We start from the raw sequence: 22,870 nt of genomic DNA, 5'->3' as shown, positions 1-22,870 counted from the left end.
TGCTCAATATACGGTTTCAACGCTGTGCTGCTCACTAGAATATGGACATGATAGGGCTCCGTCGTGCAGCGAAACAGACTGTTTGAAACAAATCATTTTTGTTTTTTTAACAATAATTGATAAAATAACAGGTTGTATTTAGTCGTTTCCGAGGTGATTGTGGATAAATTGCGCGCACTACGCTATTTCAAGCGTACAGCCGAACTGAATAGCTTTAGCCTGGCAGCCAAAGAGTTTGATGTTCCGGCATCTTCTATTTCTCGCAGGATAAAAGACCTGGAGAGCGAGTTAGGCATAGAATTATTGCAGCGAACTACCCGCAACGTCAGTACAACGGAACTGGGCAGTGTTTACTACGAAATGATTGTGGAAGTGCTGCAGAGGTTGAATGACGCCGATGAGCTAATATCACAACGCCTGGACGCCATAGAGGGAAAGATAAGAATAAGCACCATGCCAAGCTATGGCGAGAAAGTACTAGCACCGGTTTTGCAGAAGTTCCGCCAGCAATATCCCGCCATATTTTTAGACCTGGATTTTTCCCATGATTTAACGGTTTTAGGTAAAGATGCTGTCGATATTGCTATTCGCGCAGGCAATGTCCCGCAGGAGCGAGTGCTTGCAAAAAACCTTTCTAAAGCTGAGTTTAAACTGGTAGCTACAACAAAGTTATTACAAGATTTACAAACGCGGTATGACACAACGGTGCTATCCGTTGAAGATCTTCAAACCTGCCCAACACTGCAATATAAAGGAAAATATGGCGCTCTAACCTGGTGGTGTTTAAGGAATAACCAATGGCAAACAATAGAGATTAATCCAGTATTTTGGTGCAACAGCGGTGAAACATTACTAGAGGCAACACTGGCTGGCGAAGGCCTCTCGCTTTTCCCTTTTTGGTGGGTTAGCCCTTACCTGGCTTCCGGCGAGCTGGTAGAAGTCCCGGTCGATTTACCACTTTCAAATCGTCAAAATCAAAATCTTGATGTTTTTATTTTGTATCAGCAAGCAAAGTATAAAATCCCTAAAATAAAGCTTTGTGTTGATTTTATAATTCAACACCTTGGGTAATCACTAGTAGCGAAGGTGAACAGCCTCAGTTTCACCGCTATTGAATGGCGACTCTTGGCACGTACCTGCCTTACACAGATATAGACTCATAGGTCCGCTTTTGGAGATTTGGATTGATATATGATGGCATGACCATAATGACCGCTATGCTGAAGACTCTCAACATGCGAATTGAGGCGCCAGTCCATGTTTGCATGCACCGAAGCACACCCATGACAAATTTCAGTAAAAGCTAAAACGTTGTAATCTTCTCTATGGGTTTCATCATTGGCTCCATTTTTTGCTTTACTTCACGGTCATGTGGTTATCGGTTTTGATCAGTCGCAATAGAGCTGGGAATGATCAGTCAGGGTTATTTAGCCAACTAGTGAAGGGGCTGTTGATTATATTTTGGTCTCCATGCATGAGTCATTGCTCTAGCTTTCGATATTTCCTCGGGATTCATCCTCTGCTTAACCAGCATAAACTCTTTGTATGCTTCGTCATGATCTCCTCCAGGTGGCAATTGGGAAAACGATAGGTTTAGCCACATAGCAGCCTTTATATTGTCCTGATTTATATGCTCCCCTCGGGCAAGCATAAGGCCAAATGCATATTGAGCATTGGGAAGACCAGCCTCAGCGGCTAATTGATACCATTTAGCGGCTTTAACCGGGCTTGGTTCAGGGGATGCTTTGCTACCCTTCCCTAAGTACGAACAAAATATTTTGCGCATCATGGAAGGCTGGTGCTGGCACCTGTCATATAATAAACCGAGTTCAAACTGGGCCATCGAATTACCGTTTTTACCTGCAAGTAAATACCATTTTTCGGCTTGGATTATGTCTTGAGAGACTCCGATACCTCTTAGGTAAAGAAAACCAATACCTCTCTGCGCGGCTATGTCCCCCTGTTCTGCTGCAAGTTGCCACCATCTTGCGGCCTCAACATTGTTTTGGCTTACCCCCACCCCTTGCTGGTATAACGAGCCAATTGCTGATTGCGCTTGTGAAAGGCCTTGATCAGCTGCCTTGAGAAACCATTCAAATGAAGTTTTTGTATCACGGGTAACGCCTATCCCCTTTAAATAAAGCACCCCAAGCTGGAATTGTGATTCAGGATCACCCTCTTGAGCATGAGCAGAAAGTTGCTGAATAGCCTGGTCTAATTCCTCAGGACTTTGTCCATTTGCATTCGTAACAGTTAAGAAAGTGATAAGAACAATTGTCCAGAAAGTAGAAAGCCGAGATTCCATCAAAGTATCCTCCCTGATAATCCAAGACTGGTGTGTTTGGGATATGATTATGAGGATTTCATATATGCGATCAGTATAGATGGCTTTTATTATTCCCACTGCCTGTTGGAGAACGCAGAACTTCTACTTAGTGTCGGGAAGGCCTTCAGATAGAACTCAGCCGAGTAGCCTCAAAGTCCGCCTTTGTGCCAAAAGCGGACCTGTATGTTCCATTATTCGTAGGATGGGTTAGCGAAGCGTAACCCATCAACCATTCAGCACTGGCGCTATAAGTTGGAAAAGCTAATGATGGTGTAAACCTCTCCTGGAATGTTGATTAGCTACCAACACTCCATGAGTTCAGTGAGATTGTACCCATCTTCAGTATCTTAATGCTGTATGTCGATAAATCCCTGAGCTCAGAAATTAACTGACAAATGTACTTATTGGCGAGTCTTTTGTAAGCATTCTATTGTAAACCAGCCTCAATAACCTATGACCAGATCATTTGGTTCAGACAGGAAACGTTCCTTTCCGATCCAACGTCTGATAAGCGACCTGACACGTCAAACAAGCCTGACGCTGGCGTTGTCAGTATTGGTCTCAGCTATGCTACTTATCGGAACGGAGGTACTTCAACATGTCCGATCCGCTTCGTTTTGCGGTATAAAAGAGGCACAAAGCTCCTTTTTATTTGCATAGAGCGTTGGAGATTTACGAACAGCTACTTCTGTTTTTAACGTCCTGAAATCAGTCTCCCAGAACAAGCTTTGTCTCATCCTTTAGGAAGACTGCGATCGCATCTGTCACAGTTGTATGTGAGATGGATTTGTTAAGCGGTGAACATTGTCTCAGAATTTTATGGATATGGTGTTCGAGCATCTCAACCGCAACAGACCTGTCCGCGCTATCAAGCTGAGAGAGAAGAACGATAGATTTCTTATTAATAACGGGTGTAAATACCTCGTCTACCCATGCTCCTGGTGCATACGCGATAAACTTCTGGCTTCTCTTTAGCTGTCTATCATTAAATCGAGATTGTTCAGTTTCGGAAAAGGGGCAGAACTTATGTTGTGTGGGAAAGTTCTGCATAATTTTATCATCAAGGGCACGGCCTGCGTCTCGTATTTCAATTCGTAATCGATCCAGCTCTTGCTGCCCTATAATCATACGAATGATATTGTTGTATGCCAGAAGGATAGCTGTTCCTTCTGCGCCCAGGCTTTTGTTTTTGATACCTTCGATTTTTTTCAGGTTAATGTTCGGGCGATTAAAGGTCCTTTGCAGAACCTCTGAGGCTGTTGCATAACTATCAGGGCTTCTGACCAGTTGGTTGAACGTCCGTATTTCCAGGTCATACTCATTCGTTATAACGCCCTCAAACAGGCGATCCAGTGAGTATCGTTTCAGTGGCCCCTGGCATGACAGATAGTCAAACCTCCTGACCCCTTTTATAGCCTGGGATATCTGCGATGTTATCAGCCCATTTATCTCTCTGAGTACTACAAGGTAGGTTCTGTACTCATACATTTCTGATAGGAGTTTATCGAAAGCTGAGAGTTCATAAGTGTGAGGAAAGAGCTTGAATAAAGCTTCTTCGGAGACAATGCTGTGCTCATGCCCATCTTTCCTGAGAAAGGCAGATTCCGAAATATCAGAAAACCAGGGGTAGCGGTCAAACCTCTCAATTCCCGAAGCCCTTCTGGCTTTATTGAATGCTTGAAAATATGGACGAATCGACGGTTTCAATTGTGGACTTAATTTTGTAATTAAGTGTTCGTTTAAGACTTCACTATTCTCGTTCAGCAAAGCCTGAAACTGTGTAGAACCTGTCTTTGGAGGGCCTGCATGAACCAATATTTTCGACATGAGCATTTCCCGGTGAGGGTTATTTTACTGGCTTCTTAAAAGCCTTTGCCAGATTCGTTCAGGGATAATTATGACACAAACCGACAATGGGTTTTGTTCTGCAGACAAGGAAAGCTCCTTTCCGATATATGGCAAGCGACAGTCGGTCGTTGCCAGCTTAGCTCGTGTTTACGCCGCTTGTCAGAACGCCTCTGTAACTGATTGTCCGATCATCACAAGACGATTTGCCTGAAAGGAAAAGGAGACACGGTCCCTATTCATTAGTTTGATAGCTGTCTGCTTTGTGCTGTGAATTCAGTGGATCGTTGCAACACACTCGTTTAATTTATCAGCAGGTGTTACATAGTCCAGTGTTTTTCTAGGTCGTTCGTTTAACTGCCGTGCAACTTCATTTAAATCTGAGTGTGACCAGCAGCACCAGAACGGCCTAAAGGCTGAAAAGTGGTCCAGGCTCTGTTCAATCCAGTCAGTTGCGTAATACGGACCTGACCAGCTGCACTTGAAGTGGAAACTAATCTAATCACATCACAAATTTCTGCCTATACTCCTAGGAAACGCCTTTAAAGGAGACTACGGATGCTCTCTGCATCAGCTTTAGTGCTGTTGGCTGTCTTTCTGGTTATCTCTGCAATAACCGTCCTGAATGTATTCAAACCATTTAAAAACCCACTGGATGTTTATTTTCCCAGTCTTTGGGTTCTGATTTGCTATCTGCTAGTTGTCCAGTTTATCGGAGCTGAGGTTGCAATATGGATTCTCTGTGTACTTTCACTGGCTGCGCTCAGGGAATACTTTTCCCTGATAGCTGTCCGGCCTGAAGACCGCCTACCGATTGCCGGGGCTTATCTGGCTATTCCGATCACCAGCCTGCTGATTATGACCGGTCAGTACCAGGGGTTTATTCTGTTTATTCCGGTTTATGGCGTATTCATTACAGCGCTTCTGGCCACCCTGCCCGGCTACAACAGCAAGGGGATTGTTTTTTCACTGGGCGCCATCAATTTTGGCCTGTTCCTGTTCGGCTACTGTATCGGGCATCTCGGATACCTGACCCGGCTGTCGCCCTGGCTGCCGGCCATGCTGATACTGAATGTCACCATCTGTGACTTGTTTGCGATCTTTGTCGGCCGGGATAAACGTTTCAGCCTGACCAAGACTCTGATGCTGATCCCTGCTACAGCACTGATCTCCCTGGCGCTGTCTGGCTGGACTGAACTAAACACCATTCACGCCCTGCTGCTGGGAGCAGCCACCCCATTGCTGGTAGCGTTGAGCCGCAGAACCCTTTGGTACCTGGAAGAGGATCTGGGCATCGATAAGCAGAGGCTGCAGCCGGGTAAGGGGAAACTGATCGATCCCCTGAAATCCTACCTTTATGCCGCGCCAGTGATTCTTCACTACATCACTTATATCAAAGGGTGAAGTTAATAATGAAGAATTTAAGCCTGCGACTCCTGTTACATAAATTCCTTCTCAGACCGGTAGTACGCCTGTTGTTATCAGTTCAGGTTGAAGGCAGGGAAAACCTGGCCGGACTGGAGCGTTATATTATTGCTGCTAACCATAACAGTCATCTGGATGTGCTGCTGCTGTACTACATCATTGCCGATGCCGACATATCAAGAACCCATGTTATTGCTGCCGAGGACTATTTCTCCCGTCACCCTCTGCTGTTCCGTATTGTCAGTTACCTGTTTAATCCACTCTGGATCGATCGGCAACACCCTGGCTCAGCTCCGTTACAGGCAATGGAAAACCTGCTGGCTAAAGGCCATAACATTATTATTTTTCCCGAGGGTAGCCGGGGCGATGCTGGCCAGATAAGTCGATTTCACTGGGGAATTGGTAAAATGGCAGAACAGTTTCGAGATATACCGGTGCTACCGGTATTTCTGTTCGGCACCGAACGGGCATTACCTAAACAGAGCTGGCTGCCACTGCCTTTATGCTGCAGCGTTCATATCGGTCCGCCACAGAGATTTATCGGTTCCGCAGACAGCTTTACCCATACCCTGGAGAACTTTATTCGCCGTATGGCGCAAACCGAGACAGATGACCGCCAGCAACGCCCCCCTACAGACGTATGTTCAAAGCTTATTGCTGTAATGGGAATCGATGGTTCGGGTAAAAGCAGCCTGAGTCACAACCTGTCCCGTAACCTCTCCCGGCACGGCGAGGTATGCCTGATCAGCGATCGTATGGAGTTATATCACCAGGGCGACGAACAAGCGATCCGCCCCCTGTTCAGTGAAACACTGCGCAATGCAATCAGCCACTATGCCAAGCAAGCCAGATCGCTTAAAAGCTACAAATTACCGAAACTTGCCGAGCTGTTACTCAGAGATCACTTAACCGGTGAAGCGGAACACTGGTACCGGCCTGAGCACATTATACAGGACGGATCCCCCCTGCTTAACCTGGTGGGATGGTCCATCCTGTATCAGGAACAGGCATTCAGCCAGCAGGCATGTGCCAAAGCAATAAAATTGCTCAGCGCCAGACAGCAACTACCTGAAAGCGATCCTATTTTTGACTCATTTCCAGAGCTCAGGCGTTTACAGCAATTACGCCCCGACGGTATGACCTTGCCGGACGTTCTGATCATGCTGGATATCGATCCAGAACTATGCTGCCAGCGAATTGCATCCCGTGGAGAGCCTGTTCAACCACATGAAACTGCAGACAAGCTCAGCAGAATGCGTCGTGGTTACCTCCGGGTCTGTGAAGTGGTGGAACAGCAACTGGGCATTCCGGTCCTGGTGATCAGTACCACTGCGGATATGGAGCAAGTCTGCAATCAGGCGACCCAATTTATTCAACAACATCTTGAGAGGAGCCCCCAGGATGCATAATCAAATAGACGTGATTGCAACCACGATATCCGGCTCCATCAGCGATTGGGGAAAGATTGAGCGTATTGTGCCCGAGTTCAATCGCAGGGGGTGGTCTCATGTAAACCTGCACAGTGCTGACAGTCATGCAGAGGCTCGGAATATTACCCGACAACTTGTACTGGACGGTACCAGAACCCTTATCTCAGCAGGAGGTTCTGGTACTTTTAACAGTGTTCTGGAGGGCTGTATAGATAGCGGCGCTCCCCTTTCACAAATCACGCTGGGCTTTCTGCGTAAAGGTTCCGCCGACCTGATCGGAAAGACCCTGGGAATGCCCGATGAGATAGAGCAGGCGATCGCTGTTTTTGTAAATTCTCTGGAACAAGGCTTCACCCAACCCTGCGATGTAATCAGGATAACCAGCGACAACAATGACACTGCAGGACGTCACTTTGTTGGTTACAGTGGAGCTGGCATCTTCGGCCGCATCCCCCACTTTACTGAAAACCGGTTTATGAAATACTACAAAGGGATCCTGAGCCAGCTGTTTGGAGATCTGGGACCTTTCTTTGTCGGTGCGGCTCTGACCACTGGCGAAAAAGTGTTGCACAAGCTGGTTCACAAGCCCGAACAATGGAAGATCATGGATGGCAATCAGATACTAAGTCGGGGCAAGTTTCAGGCGATGATCATCGTAAATGGCGACCTGGGGCCGGATCTGCCCTTCGCCCGTGGAAAATCCCTCGGCTCAGGTAGTTTCTACCTGTTTGCAATCCGTGATTTGGGAATACTGCGGCTTCCCGGCCAGTTTCGCCGTGCCTGGAACTCATCTATCCAGGAACAGGCGGAGCAATGGGGTTTCGAATCGTTCTCTATCCGGGAGGAGCTGGTGATCAGCAAGGACGATGGAGCAGCCTTTCCGGTTAATGTCGATGGTTCGACCCTTATCTGTCAGCCTGACGCCCGATTCAGGATAATTGACCAGATAAGGCTAATCTCTGCCAGCTGAAAATCGATTCTGCCAAAGCGTTTCACAACGCCATAGAATCAAATGTCTGATTTGTAGGGAGATGGAGCCTGCATCGGATCGATCTGCCGTTCCGTGTACCAGTCAACAATATACGCTTCAATATCATCGGCAGTCTCACAATAGCCAAACAGGGCCGCATCCTCTGGTCCGATAACTCCTTCTGCCAACAGGAAATCAACATCAAAGGCCTTGCGCCAGAATGCCTCTCCCACCAGTACCACCGGAACCGGCTTTATCACCCGGGTCTGAATCAGGCAAAGCGTCTCAAACACCTCATCAAAAGTGCCGTAACCGCCGGGGAAAGCGACCAGCGCCTTAGCCGTCGCCAGAAAATGCATTTTACGCAAGGCAAAATAACGAAACTGGAAACAAAGCTCAGGCGCAATATAGATATTCGGCTCTTGCTCATGAGGCAGGGTAATATTCAGGCCTACGCTTTTAGCGCCGACATCGAAAGCCCCACGGTTACCGGCTTCCATGATGCCACCGCCACCTCCCGTTACCACTACCAGATCTCGTTCGGCATCGGTCTGATAACGTTTACTGACCCGACGGGCAAACTCTCTGGCCACGTCATAATATCCACTCTTAGCCAGCACCCGCTCTGCAACTCTCACCTGAGCGGCCAGCTGCGGATCATCAGGATTGGCTGAGGCTAGTTTTTGAGCTTGTTCCAGTTGCTCTCTGGCGATTCCAGGCTCTGCGATCCTGCTGCCACCAAATAGCACAATTGTGGATCGCACATTGGCTCGCAGTAACGTCAACTGCGGCTTGGCATACTCCAGAAACAGCCTTGCCCCTCTCATTTCCGGACTTTCGATCCAATCAGGGTCCCGATCAGCCCGGCGGTATGAAGCGCTATCTAATATCTGCTGACGTAATTTATCTGCATCGTTATCTGACATAGCCTGCCCCCTGTTCCATCAGTCTGTGTTCAGCAAAAAGCGAACAGCCATTTACCGTATAAGCCTAGCAGAGGGAGGGATAATTCATCGTTGATCCTGAATTCAGAACAGCCGTGTGGATCAGCTATTTTCTCTGTATCAGCAAAATAAGTACTAATCTTGTAATCATTGCAGACAGTTATAACTCTGAAGGGTAACCAATGATCGATCTGTACTGTGAACGAGTAGATGCCAGTTTCTGGGCAGAGCCCATCAATGCACTGACCAATATCGGCTTTCTGCTGAGTGGTTACCTTATGCTGGTAACCTTACGCAGGAATAAACATGCCTCAGACACCCATTTACTCCTGCCCCTGCTATGTATTGTTATCGGACTTGGCAGCTTTCTGTTTCATACTTTTGCCACAAACTGGGCCCGTTGGCTCGACATCATTCCGATCCTACTGTTCCAGTTGGCCTTTCTCTGGCTATACGCACGAAATATTATTCACTTGCCGGTAGTGGTAAGTCTGATGAGCCTGCTGATCTATCTCGGCGTCGCTCTTTATTGCCGGGGCTTTCCAGACATCCTGAATGGTTCACTGATCTATGCACCAGCCCTGCTAGTTTTATTTTCCTTAGGCATGTGGCACTACAGTCATCAACTCAGCAGACCCACTATCCTGTTATCAGCAAGCCTGATTTTTTTGCTTTCCGTCAGTTTTCGAGCAATGGACAACCTTATCTGTGATGTTTTCCCCATCGGCAGCCACTTCCTGTGGCACCTGCTCAATGCACTGGTTCTCTACCTGTGCAGCCTGAGCCTGTTACCGGCAGGAATAAACAGATCCCCCGCAGCTGAAAATTCATCAGGGAGAGTTTCAAAACATATGCAAGACAAAGCGGAACACAAACAAAAAAGCCAGATGACTGCCTGTATGGAAGTGCATCAGGTTTCAGGAAGGTATACGTAATGAATCACACATTACTCATAGCCGTATTGATCTTAGGGGGGCTAATTCTGGGATGGGCACTACACCGCCGATCTGTGCGTCATATGAAACCTTTACTGAGAAGGTTGGCAGCAGAAAATAACGGTATTATTGAAACCCCAAGCCTGTTTCTAATGCCAAAACTGCGATTTTCGCGAGCCGGCACAGAAGTAGAAGTTTCCAGCGCATCGACAGGAATTAGCGGTGAGTCCAACCGTTATACTTATGCTCTGTTTACCAAACTGGACTCGAAAAGTTTTGAATTTCGAATTCTCCCTCAATCCCTTCAGTCGATCGGAGATAAATGGATCGGACTAAAGAAGCCTATGTACACCAGGGTAACCGACCTTGATAAGCTCCTGGTCATCTATACGAATAATGAGCAGTTAATGGATACAGTGCTCTCAAACCGTATACAGACGGATCTCATATCATGGGCGAAGCAAAAACCCGTTAATCGGATCTCCGATATTCGAAACTATAACGGTAATCTTATATTTGCAGTGACGGGTGATTTGAAAAGTTACGAAGAGTATAAGTTATTACTTGATACCGCCTGTAGGTTCTATGATTCTGTTACCGGTGCGGTATCCATTCATATAAAGTCCTGATCAAAGCGACCTACACAATCAAAAGGGCTGAATCATTTTTCAGAGCCCCTGCCTCGTATCTATCCCATATCTCCGCTTTCAGTGCATGCGTGTACTTTAATCCAGGTCTTCTCGCCATATTCCAACACTCCATATTTCAATTAAAGACAGGTATTGCATTGACTCATTGAAACCACAGCCAATTCCGGACATGGCGCGGTACGACAGAATTAGACTCTTATCGACCCAAAGCAGTCGATTGAGTACATCCTGCCAGAACTTCGGTTCGCGGCCTAAGCGGCCCGGATGTGCACCCACATACTGTCTAATCTGAAGACAGAGATCCATACTATTGATCTAAAACAAGCCTGATTAACTTAGCACCTAGCACACCTCCGGCCAAAGCTAGCAGTAGCGTTAGGGAATGTTGGTGCGATTGGCCAGCGGAAGCAGCAAGCTGGCGACGATGAGCAGCCCTACCAGGCTAAGTACCAGAAAAAAAGTCTCATGCATCCTGTTGCCCTCCAACTAGATCCAGGGCGGAGCCCGGAAGTGCTGGTCTGCATATTTCGTTGGCCAGATGGTCTTCGCTTGACCGCCGAACAGCTGGACCATCGGTAAAAAGAAACCCTCCATAAACTTGCCGGTTAACACTTCATTGGTTGTCTGCTCCGGGCTGTCGCCGTAGCGGACGAAGCGGTAGCGGTTCCAGACTCCGCGATAGGGCGTCCGGTAGATAGTTGCTACCAGATCGTTGAGGTCCAGTACGGTTGCCGAGTTCAGTACCTTGATCGCCATCCGGGTGTAATCGTAATGCAAGCCTGCGGCTTGAATGCTGGGTGGTTGTTTAAATCTCTCGGTATAACGGCGCACCCACCACTGCTGCCACAGGGCCATGGGCATAGGCGAGTCCATAGCGATAACAAAGTCAGAACTGGCGCCGGTCATTTCATACCATTCATCGAACCATCTCAGCCCATGACCCAGCAGCAAAGCTTTGATCTCCTGCTGGCGGAACTGCTTAACGAAATTAGAAGCAGCAACACTGCCGGTCGTTGTTATTGCCACCAGAGATACTTGTTCGCGATTGTATTTATCCAGCAGGGTGCGGAAATCTGTTTGCTCCAGCGCTGTCAGATCGTAAGGCAATGGAGCAAAACCTGCGTGCCTCAGGCTGTCCAGCAGCGCATCACCCCAACTGTGCCCGAACGCGGTATCCTCCACCATCACTGCAGCCTTGTTGTTAGCAGGTTGCCAGAGCCCCTGCTCCTGGAAATACTGTAACGGCTCACCATATAAAGCGGCGAGCTTTGCTGGTGCAGGAGAGCCCTTAAACCAGCCCGGATATTTGTGGGAGGCATGCTGAAGCCTGTTGGCAATGGCCTGGGCTGCTCCCAGGTTAGCGAAATGCAGAATACGGTACTGTGCTTCGGCTTCCATTACCGCCAGTGCCACCGCGGAGTGCCAACCGCCGATCAGAATTTGGACGCCTTGTTGAGTAACCGCCCTGGTCACGGCCTTGACCGCTGTATCCGGATAGGAGGCGCTATCGACCCAGACCAGCTCGATATCCAGTTTCTCACCCTCGATGTTTACCGGGACTTCTCCCTCTGCCCGGGCATCCTCCAATGCCATGATGACCCCGCTCCGGATGGCGCGTCCTGTACGGCTAGCAGGCCCCGAAAATGGGCCCATAACACCTATTGTGAGGCGATTATCGTACTGCTGCCCATAGGATGCGGCAGTCCAGGCAAAAAGGGCGCCCCCCAGCCTGCCCGCCAACTGGAGAAAGCGGCGGCGGTATAATCGATTCAAGCCGAAACCTTGCCCGGAACCTTGATTGTGCATTTAAAACTCCTCCCGATTGGTTCCTGCTGGAATTCGTTATCTAACGACTGATCGGCTGTCGCCATTGCCGTGACGTTTTGATCAGACTAGCAGCCTGCTACAGAGTGAAGCCTTGTAATGCCTGCTGCAGAGTGAATCTTAAACCAATTGTGGCAGAGGGGCAGTCTGAGGTGCATCTATACCAATCTTAGTTCAGTCCGCCTCAATGAGTGTTGATTGGCTGCTCTATCGTCAAAACCCGCAACGCTTTAACGATGATAGCTGTGTTGATAACTTTTCATGCGAGGCGAATGGCATGGGGCTTTTAAAAAAGCATTTGAAGGCCCGGATAACCGTGTATTTCTTGCTCGTTTCGATACCCGTGGTGGTTTTGCTGGCGGGAACTTCCTTTTTCTGGCCGTTGAGACCCTTAAGGAGATGGCGGTTGCCCGGTTCGATGTAATTGCCGATCACAAAGAGCGGGAGGTTAATCGCTTTACGGCCGATCAGATAGAAATCGTGCAGGGAATCGCGGCGCTCGATACCTACGCTAGTAGCGGCAAGGCTCCAATATATCGCCGACCTGAACGTCGGATGTGTGTCAAAAGAGCCATTGAGTGCTGGGCAAGTGATTGATCTTCGATGACAGCTTTGTGCCAAGAGGAGTCATGAGAATCCTATTTGTTCAAATTTATATTCAGCTTCCTAAGATCTGAAAGCAGGGATAGACTATTGCTTACTTTAGGGCTGCAAACGCCACATTCCAGTGACTCAGCTGTTTCTACAAGTAGTCTTTGTAACCGTCGCTGTCGCGCAACCGATCCCAGATATATACCGTAACCAGCCCCACGGGCTGGTCTTTACGACGAACCAGATACAGTATGGGAGTGCGGATAACATAGCCATTATTTCTCAGCCGCGCCCAGTATCATTCGTCCCCAGGGCATGACGATGCGGATATAGATTCATTTGCCGGGATTCACCGATTAAAGCGCGTTGGCGAAATCAAGGCCACCTCGGACGCAATGCTCTAACTGACGACCACTAACTTTGTCACAGGAATCTTGCTGGAAGTAGATGGCGGCTTTACCCACAGCCGTTGAGCATCCAAAAGCCACTAATGAAGCTAACGACAGCCACCAGACCTTACCAAGAAAACCCGTTATGCACTTTGACATCCTACGCATTCTGGCTTCCACTTTCTTGTGAGTAAGTTCATTAACGAAGACTGAGGAGACATTTTGGGCCATTATTTCATTATCTGTTCATTTAAAATCTATTCATTTGCTGAACTGTGATGAAAATTGAGAGCAATGGATGCTGCAATATGCTGTTTTCCTGCAAGAATAGGGACTAATTTAATTGACCGTTTGATCTCGTGATGCATCCTACAGCTCAGGAAATGGCATCGTGTTGACAGGTTCGGTTACGCCCAAGGGATTTTGCTCTAAAGAGGGCTGTATCCGCCTTCTTGAACAGCTCTTTCGACGATACCTTGTTCAGGTCCGTTTCAATGGCATAACCGATACTGATGGTAATAATCTTGTCTGGAAGTTGTGATGCCTGGTGCTCTATACCTAGTTGGTAAACTTGCTCCCGCAACCGGTTGGCCGTATTGCAAACATACTCAATTGTCGGGTCTGAGAGCACGATAACAAACTCTTCCCCGCCGTAGCGGGCGATAAGATCACCGGGGCGGCGGACGGCATGGACTTTCCGCAGCGTGTGCGCAACCGTGCTCAGGCACTCATCTCCACGTGGGTGCCCGTAGTGATCGTTATAATTTTTAAAATAGTCGATATCAATTATGATTATTCCCAGACTTTTACCTTCACGAAGGCAGCGTAACCACTCGTTTTCCAGGTGACTATCAAAACAGCGCCGGTTGGCCAGTGAAGTAAGACCGTCAGTTGTAGCTAAGACTTCCAATTCACAGTTAGCAGACTCCAACTCCTTTTTCGTCTCATTCAGCTCCCGAGTCCGTTCCTCGACCAGTTGCTCCAGAGTGTCTTTTGATTGCTGCAAATAGCGCTTTTTTGCTCGCTGAGTTTGTGTGACATAGGCAAGCAGTGATAGAGCCATGAGCATAATGATGGAGAGAATAGCGATCACAGTACGACGGGTCTGGTAGAAGGAACGTAGCGTTTCATGGACATCCACTTCAGTGGTAATACCGAAGCCCAGATCGTGGTCCCACAGCCAGGCTCCGAAGACCAGCACGCCTCGATAATCGCGATAACCGTTGACGTTATAACCTGATTGGCCGCGAGTGGCACTATCGGCCATTAGAGTCAGGGGGCGTTGTTGCGGTGGTTTCTCTGGTATGTAGCCCTCCAGTAAATTGCCGCCGGGATCAGTGATACGGATATTGAAGACACTACTGCCACCAGGACTTATTAAGCCAATACTCTGCAACTGCTGATCAAATCGACTTTTGGTAATTAACATCCCCTTTTTATCAAAGGCATAGGTTTCCCCGGAGTCTCCTAACCGGGCCAAGTCGGGGACATAATTAAAAAGGGTATTAAGGTTAATCCGCAGGGCCAGAACTGCGATAACCCTGTGTTCCAGCTTGATTGGCGATACAACAAATATGGAGAGGGGCCTATCATTATCTGTTTCGGCACTGTTTGCTAACGGCACGTCTGATAGCAGGGTCGGAATAAAGAGCGTTTTACCGCTAAAGGCGCGATCCAGATAGTCCGGGCGCTGAATGTGGATCAGGTTGGTAGTATCTAGATTGGCGTCTCGCATTGAGCCGATACTGATCCGCTCTGGTGAAATAATAAAGAACCCCAGATCTTTTTCCCGGGCCAGTTTGGGAAAAATAAAGTTGCGCAAGCTGCCTAAAACCTGCTTCTTCCGATCACCTTCGGCAGTCAGCAGTTCATTCGTCATCTCAATAAGAAAGGTAGTGCTGGCCAGCTCTATAGCATCCCTTTTGCGATCTTCAATCCAGATATGATAGGTGGTAACTGTCGTTTGCAACACGGTTTGTAGTGAGTAGCGGATGTGTTGTTTAGTTTCTTTTTCAATGCTATTTATGGCAAAGGAGGCCATGGTGGAGACTACCGCTAGAAATAACAGGGTGAGTAATGGGGTAATAAATGAATATGTCGTTATTTTCGGCATTCAGTCTCATCCCGAAAGCACAGATTTCCCCTTCAGTCCGATCGCTTTGCCCTGACTTAGCTTAAATCTGGCAGTACTATAACTTTAATACAAAATACGACTTTTCCAACCTCGTACAGCCCATTAGATACGTCTTTAGGTCAGCAGTAAGGTACTAAATGACCGTGATTCATACTGATTGTAGGATTATATTCAAGCGATGGGCTGGTACATATTCCCCCTTTCAGAGGGTCTTAAAAGATCTGTGCAACTGACTTCAGAGACCTCTTTCTGGCAGGTGATCTACAGAGTCCTGGTTTGAATTTTTCAGCAATAAGCAGTTATTCTGAGCGGCAGCTTTTGAAACAACTACCCAATTCTGAAGCTGAAGTTTATATCCGCTTTATGGATTTAGATGGAAGCGGCCTAGTGGCTCGAATGTGTTGCAACGATCCACTGAATCCACAACACGTTGCGGACATTGATGATCGGCTATCGTCAGCCTCACCTCCAACCCAAACTTCTCCATAGCAGACATCAGGGCCTGGGTTATCTGAGCTAAAGCAAGACGGGCCAAAAGTTGCCTATTGCTCATTAGATATTTGTATAGAAATAAGTTAATGCGATTCCAGGCGGACTTCATTTAGTTTCTCAGAACTGTCATGGACAGCTTTCGTGAGTCGGGTCAGTGTGGCTAGATGCTTAACTCTCTTAAAATGTTAATGGTACTCATTTTGGGCATTAAATACCGGTTTGAGGGCATGTAACTGCTACTCTCATACGAACTCATCTCGTCCATCGAGTTATTGATGAGGCATTATGATGCTTGGGTTAAAGGGATATTAAGCTCGGAGTCGCTGTTTATCATAGTGGATGATTTATTCAAGCGGCTGGACCGCAAAAAAGGTGCAATCTTTGCCAATTCTGGATCGGCACGAGGAGAGCCAGGTATGGTTAATAAAAAGGCACTATCTTGATAGTTTCCAAGACAGACGAACGCAAAGAACAAATGCTGCCACCACGCCAATCAGGCATGTTCAATTTGCCTTTAGGCTCAACCTAACTGAGTCCTTCTGCTAACTAGAAGGCTGTTTTTTATTTGGATGCGCTATGCACGGTACTGATGAACAAAAAACATTAAGTGATGCTGCTCGCCTGAATGCTGTACTTGATAACGTGATCGATGGAATTATTACAATCACTGGAAGTGGTCTGATCGATTCGTTTAACAACGCGGCTGAAAAAATCTTCGGATACAGTGCAAGTGAGGTAATCGGACAAAGCGTCAAGATGTTAATGCCCAACCCCTATCACAATGAGCATGATGGCTATTTGCATAACTATAAGGAAACCGGCAAGAAGAAAATAATTGGCATTGGACGCGAAGTCGTTGGATTACGTAAGAACGGTACCACATTTCCGCTGGAGCTGGCGGTGTCCGAGTTCACCGTCAATGATGAACGCTATTTTACGGGGATTATCCGGGATCTGACCGAGCATAAACGAGCGGAAGTCGAGCTAACGAGCGCGCAAGTAAAGCTACAGGGAGTATTTAACAGTGTTATTGATGGCCTGATTATCATTGATAAAAAAGGAATTATAGATGCATTCAATCCAGCTGCAGTAAGCATTTTCGGTTATACCGAAGAAGAGGTATTAGGAGAAAATGTCAAAATCCTCATGCCAGAACCCTACCGTGGAGAGCACGACGATTATATCAATGGTCATATAAAGACCGGAGAGAAAAAGGTGATCGGTATCGGCCGTGAGGTCACTGGCAGGCGCAAGAACGGCTCTCTGTTTCCGATGGACCTTGCCGTGTCACCGATGCAGATAAGTGGTCAGCCGATGTTTGTCGGGCTGGTTCGAGATATCACTGAACGGAAAAACACTGAAAGCCACTTGAAGCTTGCTAAACTTACCGCCGAATCAGCCAACCGTATGAAGTCTGAGTTTCTCGCCAACATGAGCCATGAGCTGCGCACACCGTTGAATGCCATTATCGGCTATAGCGAACTGCTCAGTGAGGAAGCAGAGGATGGAGGGAATCCTGAGAATATAGAGGATCTGAACAGAATTCATACAGCAGGAAATCATCTACTGCGACTGATCAATGATGTGCTTGATCTCGCCAAGATTGAAGCCGGCCAGGTTGAGCTTGTACAGGAGCAGGTCTCCATACAAAACCTGTTGCAGGAACTCGGCACGATTATCCAGCATCAAATGGATAAAAACGATAACAGTTTCGAAATAGCCTGTGATGAGAGTGTTGTTGAAATCAATGCTGACAGTAGCAGGTTACGTCAGATACTGCTCAACCTCCTTTCAAATGCCGCCAAGTTTACCCATAAGGGGCAGGTGACTCTTTCGGTAAAGCGTGAGACACGAGATGGCTTGGAACAACTTACCTTTAGCGTGTCCGATACCGGAATTGGCATGACGCCTGATCAGGTAGAGAAGGTATTTACCCCGTTCGTTCAGGCCGATGCCAGTACAACACGCCTGTTTGGCGGCTCCGGCCTTGGCCTTTCGATCTGCAAGGATCTCTGTCAGATTATGGGAGGGGATATTGAAGCAGAGAGTCAAAAAGGAAAAGGCAGCACGTTTACTGTGCACATCCCTGTTGATTCCTCATCACTGAATCAGAATAAAGATAATGATGGTGGGGTTACCTACGGTGCAACTGCGCCGAGTGCTGACTCCTATAGATCGGGCAATTTTTTGCAGCCAGGTGAATGCGTCCTGGTGATTATTGATGATGATGAGGCACGCGATCTGATTGTAAATACTCTTGAGTATGACGGGTTCGGTGTAGCGGTGGCGCGCAATGGTCAGGAAGGGATAAAGTTGGCCAGTGAATTAAGACCTATGTCTATTATCCTTGATAACAATCTGCCAACAATGGATGGCTGGGAAGTACTGAGAACCTTGAAGGGTTCCCCAAAAACGGTTGGTATTCCGGTAATCGTATACACGGTCGTCCATGAGCACAGTAAGGCTGAAGGGGTTACAGCTTATCTGACTAAGCCGATCCAGAAAACTGAATTATTGGAGCTACTTAACAAGCTAGCACCGGTATTGAATGACGTTGATGTGATGATCGTCGATGATGAGCCAGATGTCCGAGCACTGCTGCGTAGACAGCTTGCATCCATAGGATGCACAGGACGTGAGTGTGAAAATGGGTTACAGGCCCTGAGTGATGTGAAGCAGAAAATGCCAGACATTATTCTGCTGGATCTGATGATGCCGAAAATGGATGGCTTCGAGTTTGTATCAGAGTTGAGGCGTTTGCCGGAGGGGAAAAATGTGCCAGTTGTAATCCTCACCGCTAAGGATATTTCTCATTCGGAAGAACGTTTTCTGTATGACACCGTTCAGCTCGTTCTTCAGAAAGGTGATCTTAAAAATATTGAAAAGCTACTGCTTAAGATCCGCCGATTTATGCGGAATCCTGCCATTAAGGAGGAGCAAAAATGAAGAAGATTCTCCTTGTCGAAGATGATGAATTGAACCGAGATATGCTCAGCAGGCGCCTTGAACGCAAGGGCTTTGAGGTAGTACTAGCAGAAGACGGTCTGCAGGGGGTGGGAAAGGCATTTAGCGAAACCCCCGATTTGATACTGATGGATATGAACCTGCCGGGCATCGATGGCTGGGAAGCAACGCGCAGGATTAGAGACAAGGAAATAGATCAGCGTGTGCCGATCATCGCCGTCACCGCCCATGCAATGTCTCGGGATTATGAGAAGGCCGTCAACGCAGGCTGCGACCACTACGAAGCTAAGCCAATCCAGCTGGCCTCTTTGCTGGAAAAGATTCATCAGCTTTTAGGAGGCGTACCGTGAAGGACGTGCAGCCGCGAATCCTTATTGTGGATGATATAGAGTCCAGCCGGGATATTTTGAAACGTCAACTGGAGCGCCGCGGCTTTAGTATCAGCACTGCTACAGGTGGACGGCGGGCGCTAGAGTTGCTCGTTGATTACAAGATCGACATTGTCCTTCTCGACATAATGATGCCAGAATTTTCTGGAGTTGAAACACTTAAGGTAATTAGAGCGGACAAGCGGTGGAAAGATCTGCCCATCATTATGGTTACTGCCAAGGATGAACGTGATGCTTTGACTGAATGTTTTGATAACGGCGCGAATGATTATGTATCCAAGCCAGTTCATATGCCGATTCTGTGTGCACGTATGGGGGCGCAGCTTTCACGCAAATGGGCTTTGGATGCTGTCTTTCAGACACAGAAAAGGCTGGAAGAGACGGTAAATGAACGCACCCAAAAATTACAGCAGGCTGTTAAAGATTTAGAGCATGAGGCAGTCGAAAGGGAGCAGGCACGAACGGAGGCTGCACTAGCCAGAGTTCGGCTGCTGGATGCCATTGAAGCATTAAGTGACGGTTTTGCATTATTCGATACAGAGCTAAAACTGCAGATTGCCAACAACATGTTTTATGAATTGTATGAACTACCTCCTGGCCAGCCCCCTGTTGGCACGCCTTATGAAAATATTTTACGCATGGTCGTAGAAAAAGGAGTTATTCCTGAGGCAGTGGGCAGGGAGAGTGAGTGGATCAAACAGCAGCTAGTTATTGCCGGGACTGAAATGGAACATGAAACAGCGCTGTTTGTTGGCAGAGAGCGCTGGTTGCGGGTTGCCCAACGAAAAACCTCGCAAGGGGAGATGGTTGGTGTCTACAGTGATGTCTCCAACCAAAAGCTAGTTGAGGACGAGCTGCGAAAAGCCGCATTACGTGATCCACTGACAGGCATTTATAACCGACGTCACATTACAACAGTGCTCGCAGGTGAAGTGGCGCGCTGGCAACGCTATCAAACGCCACTATCCCTGATGATGCTGGATATCGATTATTTCAAGCATGTGAACGATGCCCATGGGCATGAAGCCGGTGACCAAGTGCTCTGTAAGATAACAGCGCTCCTGAAGAGTAAGTTGCGAAGGAGTGATACGCTGGCCCGCTGGGGCGGCGAAGAGTTTATCGCTCTGCTGCCAGATACGGGCCAGGATCAGGGCTGCTTACTAGGAGAGCGTATCCGCGCCATAGTGTCGGAGAGTACTATACTCTGTCAAACTGAGCGGTTGAACATCTCTATAAGCATCGGCGTTGTCACTATGTCTCACCAATTTGAAAGTGCTGAAGAGCTGATAGTTGGGGCTGACAATGCCCTATATCGGGCCAAGGAATCCGGACGTAATAGGGTGTGTATATGAACAGCAATCAAGGGTTACATATTCTTGTTGTCGATGATCTTGCCACCAATCGGGAGTTGTTAAGCCGCCATCTTGAACGGACCGGTTATTCAGTGGATGTAGCCGAAGATGGAGCAACGGCTCTGCAAAAGCTGAATAAGGGGGCCTATAACCTTGTTCTGCTGGATATCATGATGCCGAAGGTGGACGGATTTATGGTGCTAGAGACGCTGCGTCAGCAATTTCAAGCCTCAGAGCTACCTGTGATCATGATCAGCGCCATGGGTGATAGTGAAAATATCGTCAAAGCCCTGACTCTTGGCGCCAATGATTTCATCACTAAGCCTTTTGAAAGAAAAATTTTGCTCTCGCGTGTGCGCACGCAACTTGATACGGGCAGCCTCTATCGGCAGATCAAACTGAGCGAGGAGCGTTACGCACTGGCTTTTTCTGCATCAAATGATGGTCTCTGGGACTGGGATATATTGACAGGTGAGGTGTTCTACTCCGACCGCTGCCGGGAAATGATGGGCCTTGCAAAAGAAAAATCTGTTGATTCGATTGAGCAATGGTTTGAGCGTGTGCATCCGGATGATGTTAATTCCCTGCGCCTGGCTATTTATGGACACCTTGAAGACCCGGCAGCCATTGTAAAACATAAGTACCGAGTACTACATGCCGATGGAAGTTATCGTTGGATGTTGTGTCATGCTAAAGCCCTGTTTTCTGATGATAGCAAAGCTATCCGTATGACAGCATCGCAGTCGGACATCTCAGCCACTTATACATTTGACCCACTTACGGGGCTGCCGAACAACCAGGTTTTCATGGATCGTCTGAATCGTGTGAGCGCTCATGCCAAGCGCAGAGGAAAGGTCTGTTTTTCCCTGATATCTATGAGTCTCGACAATAGGGAAAAAATAACCTCTGCGATTGGCCCCGCCGGTTATGACAAACTGAATACCGAGATTGCCCGGCGGCTAAGTAACAGTATTCGTAAAGATGATTATTTCATTCAGACCAGCGGTGATGTAATGATCAGCTTCATGCCAGATAATCGCTATATGCTGTTGATTGAAAATCTTAACGATAACGCTGTAGATGTTCTAAAAATTAGCGAGCGTATGCAGAAGGTTATTACACACCCTTTCACGGTATTCGGTGAAACCATTCATTGCAGCTTGAGTATAGGTATCTGCATACCTGCAACACCAGGTCAGAACGTCGATGAACTGATCCGGAATTGCATAACGGCCGAAGCCATAGCGCACCGAGAGGGTTGTAAGGTTACCATTTACGACAAAGACATGCATGGCAGAGCCATTGATTACCTGCGCCTTGAGAACGAGTTGCGTACTGCCATCAGTAACGATGAACTGCGTGCTCATTACCAACCCATTGTCAGGCTGATTGATAGCCAAGAGGTCGGCAGTGAAAGCCTTGTGCGCTGGGAACACCCTAAAAAAGGCCTGTTGTCGCCATTCCACTTCATCACGCTAGCTGAAGAGTCAGGGATGATTGATAGTATTGATGAGTGGGTTCTACGTGAGTCCTGTCGTCAGTATAAGCGCGGCACGGCAACATCTAAGTTTATATCCGTTAATATATCGGTCCAAGAGCTTAACTCAGGATGGGTGAAACGGATTCGCTCGGTGATACAAGAGTATTCGATACCACCGGAGCATATTCACCTTGAAATCACCGAATCGATTTTTATGGGCGATATTACGGCGGCTATCAAGCTGCTGAATGAGCTGGTCGATGTCGGCATCAGCTTTGCTGTTGATGACTTCGGTACAGGGTACTCTTGTTTTGCTTATTTAAGGCATCTGCCTGCCTCATATCTGAAAATAGATAAGGCCTTTATTGATGATATGCTTCATGACCTCAAGGCTGAACACCTGGTTCAGAGTATCATTCGGATGGGGCATGGCCTAGGCATGAAAGTAATTGCTGAGGGCGTTGAGGAAGAACAGCAGGCAGAGAAACTCACTATCATGGGCTGCGACTATGCTCAGGGTTATTATTTTGGTAAGCCTGTGCCGGCAGCCTCTTAAAGGCAGCCCCTTTTACTGTGAACACCCTTGTCTTGGATACTTATGGTGCTCCCTCAGGGATATTCTGATTAAGTACCGCCGTATTACACAATGACTCACCTCTTTCAATCATACGGTACCAACCGTAAATTAATTCATTTTTCAGATATAGAGTATAACTCTAGGGAGCCTGCG

Annotated in this window: 17 protein-coding genes; 11 read left to right on the top strand and 6 right to left on the bottom strand. The window is 47.6% G+C overall.

All coding sequences use genetic code 11. The features are described from left to right. The first annotated feature begins 159 nt into the window (after positions 1–159). Positions 160–1,071, top strand: coding sequence for a LysR family transcriptional regulator (locus ACQUQM_RS02155; RefSeq protein ID WP_432472837.1), 912 nt, complete (start codon positions 160–162; stop codon positions 1,069–1,071). A 364-nt stretch (positions 1,072–1,435) separates the two neighbouring features. Here the strand turns inward: ACQUQM_RS02155 and ACQUQM_RS02150 are convergent, their stop codons facing one another. After that, the gene (locus ACQUQM_RS02150) at positions 1,436–2,305 is read right to left on the bottom strand and encodes a tetratricopeptide repeat protein (protein ID WP_432472836.1); all 870 of its coding nucleotides are present in this window, start codon (positions 2,303–2,305) and stop codon (positions 1,436–1,438) included. 729 nt (positions 2,306–3,034) lie between these two features. Further along, a complete protein-coding gene (locus ACQUQM_RS02145; protein ID WP_432472835.1) occupies positions 3,035–4,153 on the bottom strand; it encodes a hypothetical protein in 1,119 nt (372 codons plus the stop codon). 576 nt (positions 4,154–4,729) lie between these two features. On the opposite strand from ACQUQM_RS02145, the gene ACQUQM_RS02140 reads away from it, so the two are divergent. The 3 genes from ACQUQM_RS02140 to ACQUQM_RS02130 are packed head-to-tail and all read left to right on the top strand — an operon-like array spanning position 4,730 to position 7,996. Continuing rightward, a complete protein-coding gene (locus tag ACQUQM_RS02140; RefSeq protein WP_432472834.1) occupies positions 4,730–5,575 on the top strand; it encodes a hypothetical protein in 846 nt (281 codons plus the stop codon). 8 nt (positions 5,576–5,583) lie between these two features. Next, positions 5,584–7,005 (top strand): 1-acyl-sn-glycerol-3-phosphate acyltransferase, encoded by a 1,422-nt coding sequence (locus ACQUQM_RS02135; RefSeq protein ID WP_432472833.1) that lies wholly within the window; start codon positions 5,584–5,586, stop codon positions 7,003–7,005. Further along, entirely contained in the window at positions 6,998–7,996 is a 999-nt protein-coding gene (locus ACQUQM_RS02130) for a diacylglycerol/lipid kinase family protein (RefSeq protein ID WP_432472832.1), read from the top strand. The genes ACQUQM_RS02135 and ACQUQM_RS02130 overlap by 8 nt, the downstream gene beginning before the upstream one ends. Positions 7,997–8,034: 38 nt before the next feature. Here ACQUQM_RS02130 and ACQUQM_RS02125 read toward each other — a convergent pair whose 3' ends face one another. Then, positions 8,035–8,922 (bottom strand): LOG family protein, encoded by an 888-nt coding sequence (locus ACQUQM_RS02125; RefSeq protein ID WP_432472831.1) that lies wholly within the window; start codon positions 8,920–8,922, stop codon positions 8,035–8,037. 200 nt (positions 8,923–9,122) lie between these two features. Here ACQUQM_RS02125 and ACQUQM_RS02120 point away from each other — a divergent pair, with 200 nt between their 5' ends. Together ACQUQM_RS02120 and ACQUQM_RS02115 are read left to right on the top strand one after the other, a co-directional pair. Continuing rightward, a complete protein-coding gene (locus ACQUQM_RS02120) occupies positions 9,123–9,875 on the top strand; it encodes a ceramidase domain-containing protein (protein WP_432472830.1) in 753 nt (250 codons plus the stop codon). After that, a complete protein-coding gene (locus ACQUQM_RS02115) occupies positions 9,875–10,504 on the top strand; it encodes a hypothetical protein (RefSeq protein ID WP_432472829.1) in 630 nt (209 codons plus the stop codon). Before ACQUQM_RS02120 ends, ACQUQM_RS02115 begins: the two co-directional genes overlap by 1 nt. 96 nt (positions 10,505–10,600) lie before the next feature. On the opposite strand, the gene ACQUQM_RS02110 is transcribed toward ACQUQM_RS02115, so the two are convergent. Next, positions 10,601–10,831, bottom strand: coding sequence for a hypothetical protein (locus ACQUQM_RS02110; protein WP_432472828.1), 231 nt, complete (start codon positions 10,829–10,831; stop codon positions 10,601–10,603). A 180-nt stretch (positions 10,832–11,011) separates the two neighbouring features. Further along, on the bottom strand, positions 11,012–12,331 hold the full coding sequence (locus ACQUQM_RS02105; protein WP_432472827.1) for an ABC transporter substrate-binding protein: 1,320 nt from the start codon (positions 12,329–12,331) through the stop codon (positions 11,012–11,014). Positions 12,332–12,610: 279 nt separating this feature from the next. On the opposite strand from ACQUQM_RS02105, the gene ACQUQM_RS02100 reads away from it, so the two are divergent. Next, complete coding sequence (locus ACQUQM_RS02100) at positions 12,611–12,946, top strand: hypothetical protein (protein ID WP_432472826.1); 336 nt, start codon at positions 12,611–12,613, stop codon at positions 12,944–12,946. Between the two features lie 759 nt (positions 12,947–13,705). Here ACQUQM_RS02100 and ACQUQM_RS02095 read toward each other — a convergent pair. Next, the gene (locus tag ACQUQM_RS02095) at positions 13,706–15,442 is read right to left on the bottom strand and encodes a sensor domain-containing diguanylate cyclase (protein ID WP_432472825.1); all 1,737 of its coding nucleotides are present in this window, start codon (positions 15,440–15,442) and stop codon (positions 13,706–13,708) included. Positions 15,443–16,531: 1,089 nt separating this feature from the next. Here ACQUQM_RS02095 and ACQUQM_RS02090 point away from each other — a divergent pair. Genes ACQUQM_RS02090 through ACQUQM_RS02075 form a run of 4 tightly spaced genes read left to right on the top strand, consistent with a single transcriptional unit; the run spans position 16,532 to position 22,696 of the window. Beyond that, entirely contained in the window at positions 16,532–18,901 is a 2,370-nt protein-coding gene (locus ACQUQM_RS02090) for a PAS domain-containing hybrid sensor histidine kinase/response regulator (RefSeq protein WP_432472824.1), read from the top strand. Beyond that, the gene (locus ACQUQM_RS02085) at positions 18,898–19,269 is read left to right on the top strand and encodes a response regulator (protein WP_432472823.1); all 372 of its coding nucleotides are present in this window, start codon (positions 18,898–18,900) and stop codon (positions 19,267–19,269) included. The genes ACQUQM_RS02090 and ACQUQM_RS02085 overlap by 4 nt, the downstream gene beginning before the upstream one ends. Further along, entirely contained in the window at positions 19,266–20,660 is a 1,395-nt protein-coding gene (locus tag ACQUQM_RS02080; protein WP_432472822.1) for a diguanylate cyclase, read from the top strand. Before ACQUQM_RS02085 ends, ACQUQM_RS02080 begins: the two co-directional genes overlap by 4 nt. Further along, complete coding sequence (locus ACQUQM_RS02075) at positions 20,657–22,696, top strand: putative bifunctional diguanylate cyclase/phosphodiesterase (protein ID WP_432472821.1); 2,040 nt, start codon at positions 20,657–20,659, stop codon at positions 22,694–22,696. Before ACQUQM_RS02080 ends, ACQUQM_RS02075 begins: the two co-directional genes overlap by 4 nt. Positions 22,697–22,870: the final 174 nt, after the last annotated feature.

Source organism: Amphritea sp. HPY, from assembly GCF_050870985.1.
In the GTDB taxonomy this organism is placed as follows: Bacteria; Pseudomonadota; Gammaproteobacteria; order Pseudomonadales; family Balneatricaceae; genus Amphritea.
The sequence above is the reverse complement of the archived record's forward strand: the minus strand, read 5'-3'. Positions and strand labels throughout refer to the sequence as shown.

What these genes read in the sequence shown, in the direction of transcription:
- ACQUQM_RS02150 (WP_432472836.1), bottom strand. Translation starts at nt 2,305, where the DNA reads ATGGAATCTCGGCTTTCTACTTTCTGGACAATTGTTCTTATCACTTTC.
- ACQUQM_RS02145 (WP_432472835.1), bottom strand. Translation starts at nt 4,153, where the DNA reads ATGTCGAAAATATTGGTTCATGCAGGCCCTCCAAAGACAGGTTCTACA.
- ACQUQM_RS02140 (WP_432472834.1), top strand. Translation starts at nt 4,730, where the DNA reads ATGCTCTCTGCATCAGCTTTAGTGCTGTTGGCTGTCTTTCTGGTTATC.
- ACQUQM_RS02135 (WP_432472833.1), top strand. Translation starts at nt 5,584, where the DNA reads ATGAAGAATTTAAGCCTGCGACTCCTGTTACATAAATTCCTTCTCAGA.
- ACQUQM_RS02130 (WP_432472832.1), top strand. Translation starts at nt 6,998, where the DNA reads ATGCATAATCAAATAGACGTGATTGCAACCACGATATCCGGCTCCATC.
- ACQUQM_RS02125 (WP_432472831.1), bottom strand. Translation starts at nt 8,922, where the DNA reads ATGTCAGATAACGATGCAGATAAATTACGTCAGCAGATATTAGATAGC.
- ACQUQM_RS02120 (WP_432472830.1), top strand. Translation starts at nt 9,123, where the DNA reads ATGATCGATCTGTACTGTGAACGAGTAGATGCCAGTTTCTGGGCAGAG.
- ACQUQM_RS02115 (WP_432472829.1), top strand. Translation starts at nt 9,875, where the DNA reads ATGAATCACACATTACTCATAGCCGTATTGATCTTAGGGGGGCTAATT.
- ACQUQM_RS02110 (WP_432472828.1), bottom strand. Translation starts at nt 10,831, where the DNA reads ATGGATCTCTGTCTTCAGATTAGACAGTATGTGGGTGCACATCCGGGC.
- ACQUQM_RS02105 (WP_432472827.1), bottom strand. Translation starts at nt 12,331, where the DNA reads ATGCACAATCAAGGTTCCGGGCAAGGTTTCGGCTTGAATCGATTATAC.
- ACQUQM_RS02100 (WP_432472826.1), top strand. Translation starts at nt 12,611, where the DNA reads ATGCGAGGCGAATGGCATGGGGCTTTTAAAAAAGCATTTGAAGGCCCG.
- ACQUQM_RS02095 (WP_432472825.1), bottom strand. Translation starts at nt 15,442, where the DNA reads ATGCCGAAAATAACGACATATTCATTTATTACCCCATTACTCACCCTG.
- ACQUQM_RS02090 (WP_432472824.1), top strand. Translation starts at nt 16,532, where the DNA reads ATGCACGGTACTGATGAACAAAAAACATTAAGTGATGCTGCTCGCCTG.
- ACQUQM_RS02085 (WP_432472823.1), top strand. Translation starts at nt 18,898, where the DNA reads ATGAAGAAGATTCTCCTTGTCGAAGATGATGAATTGAACCGAGATATG.
- ACQUQM_RS02075 (WP_432472821.1), top strand. Translation starts at nt 20,657, where the DNA reads ATGAACAGCAATCAAGGGTTACATATTCTTGTTGTCGATGATCTTGCC.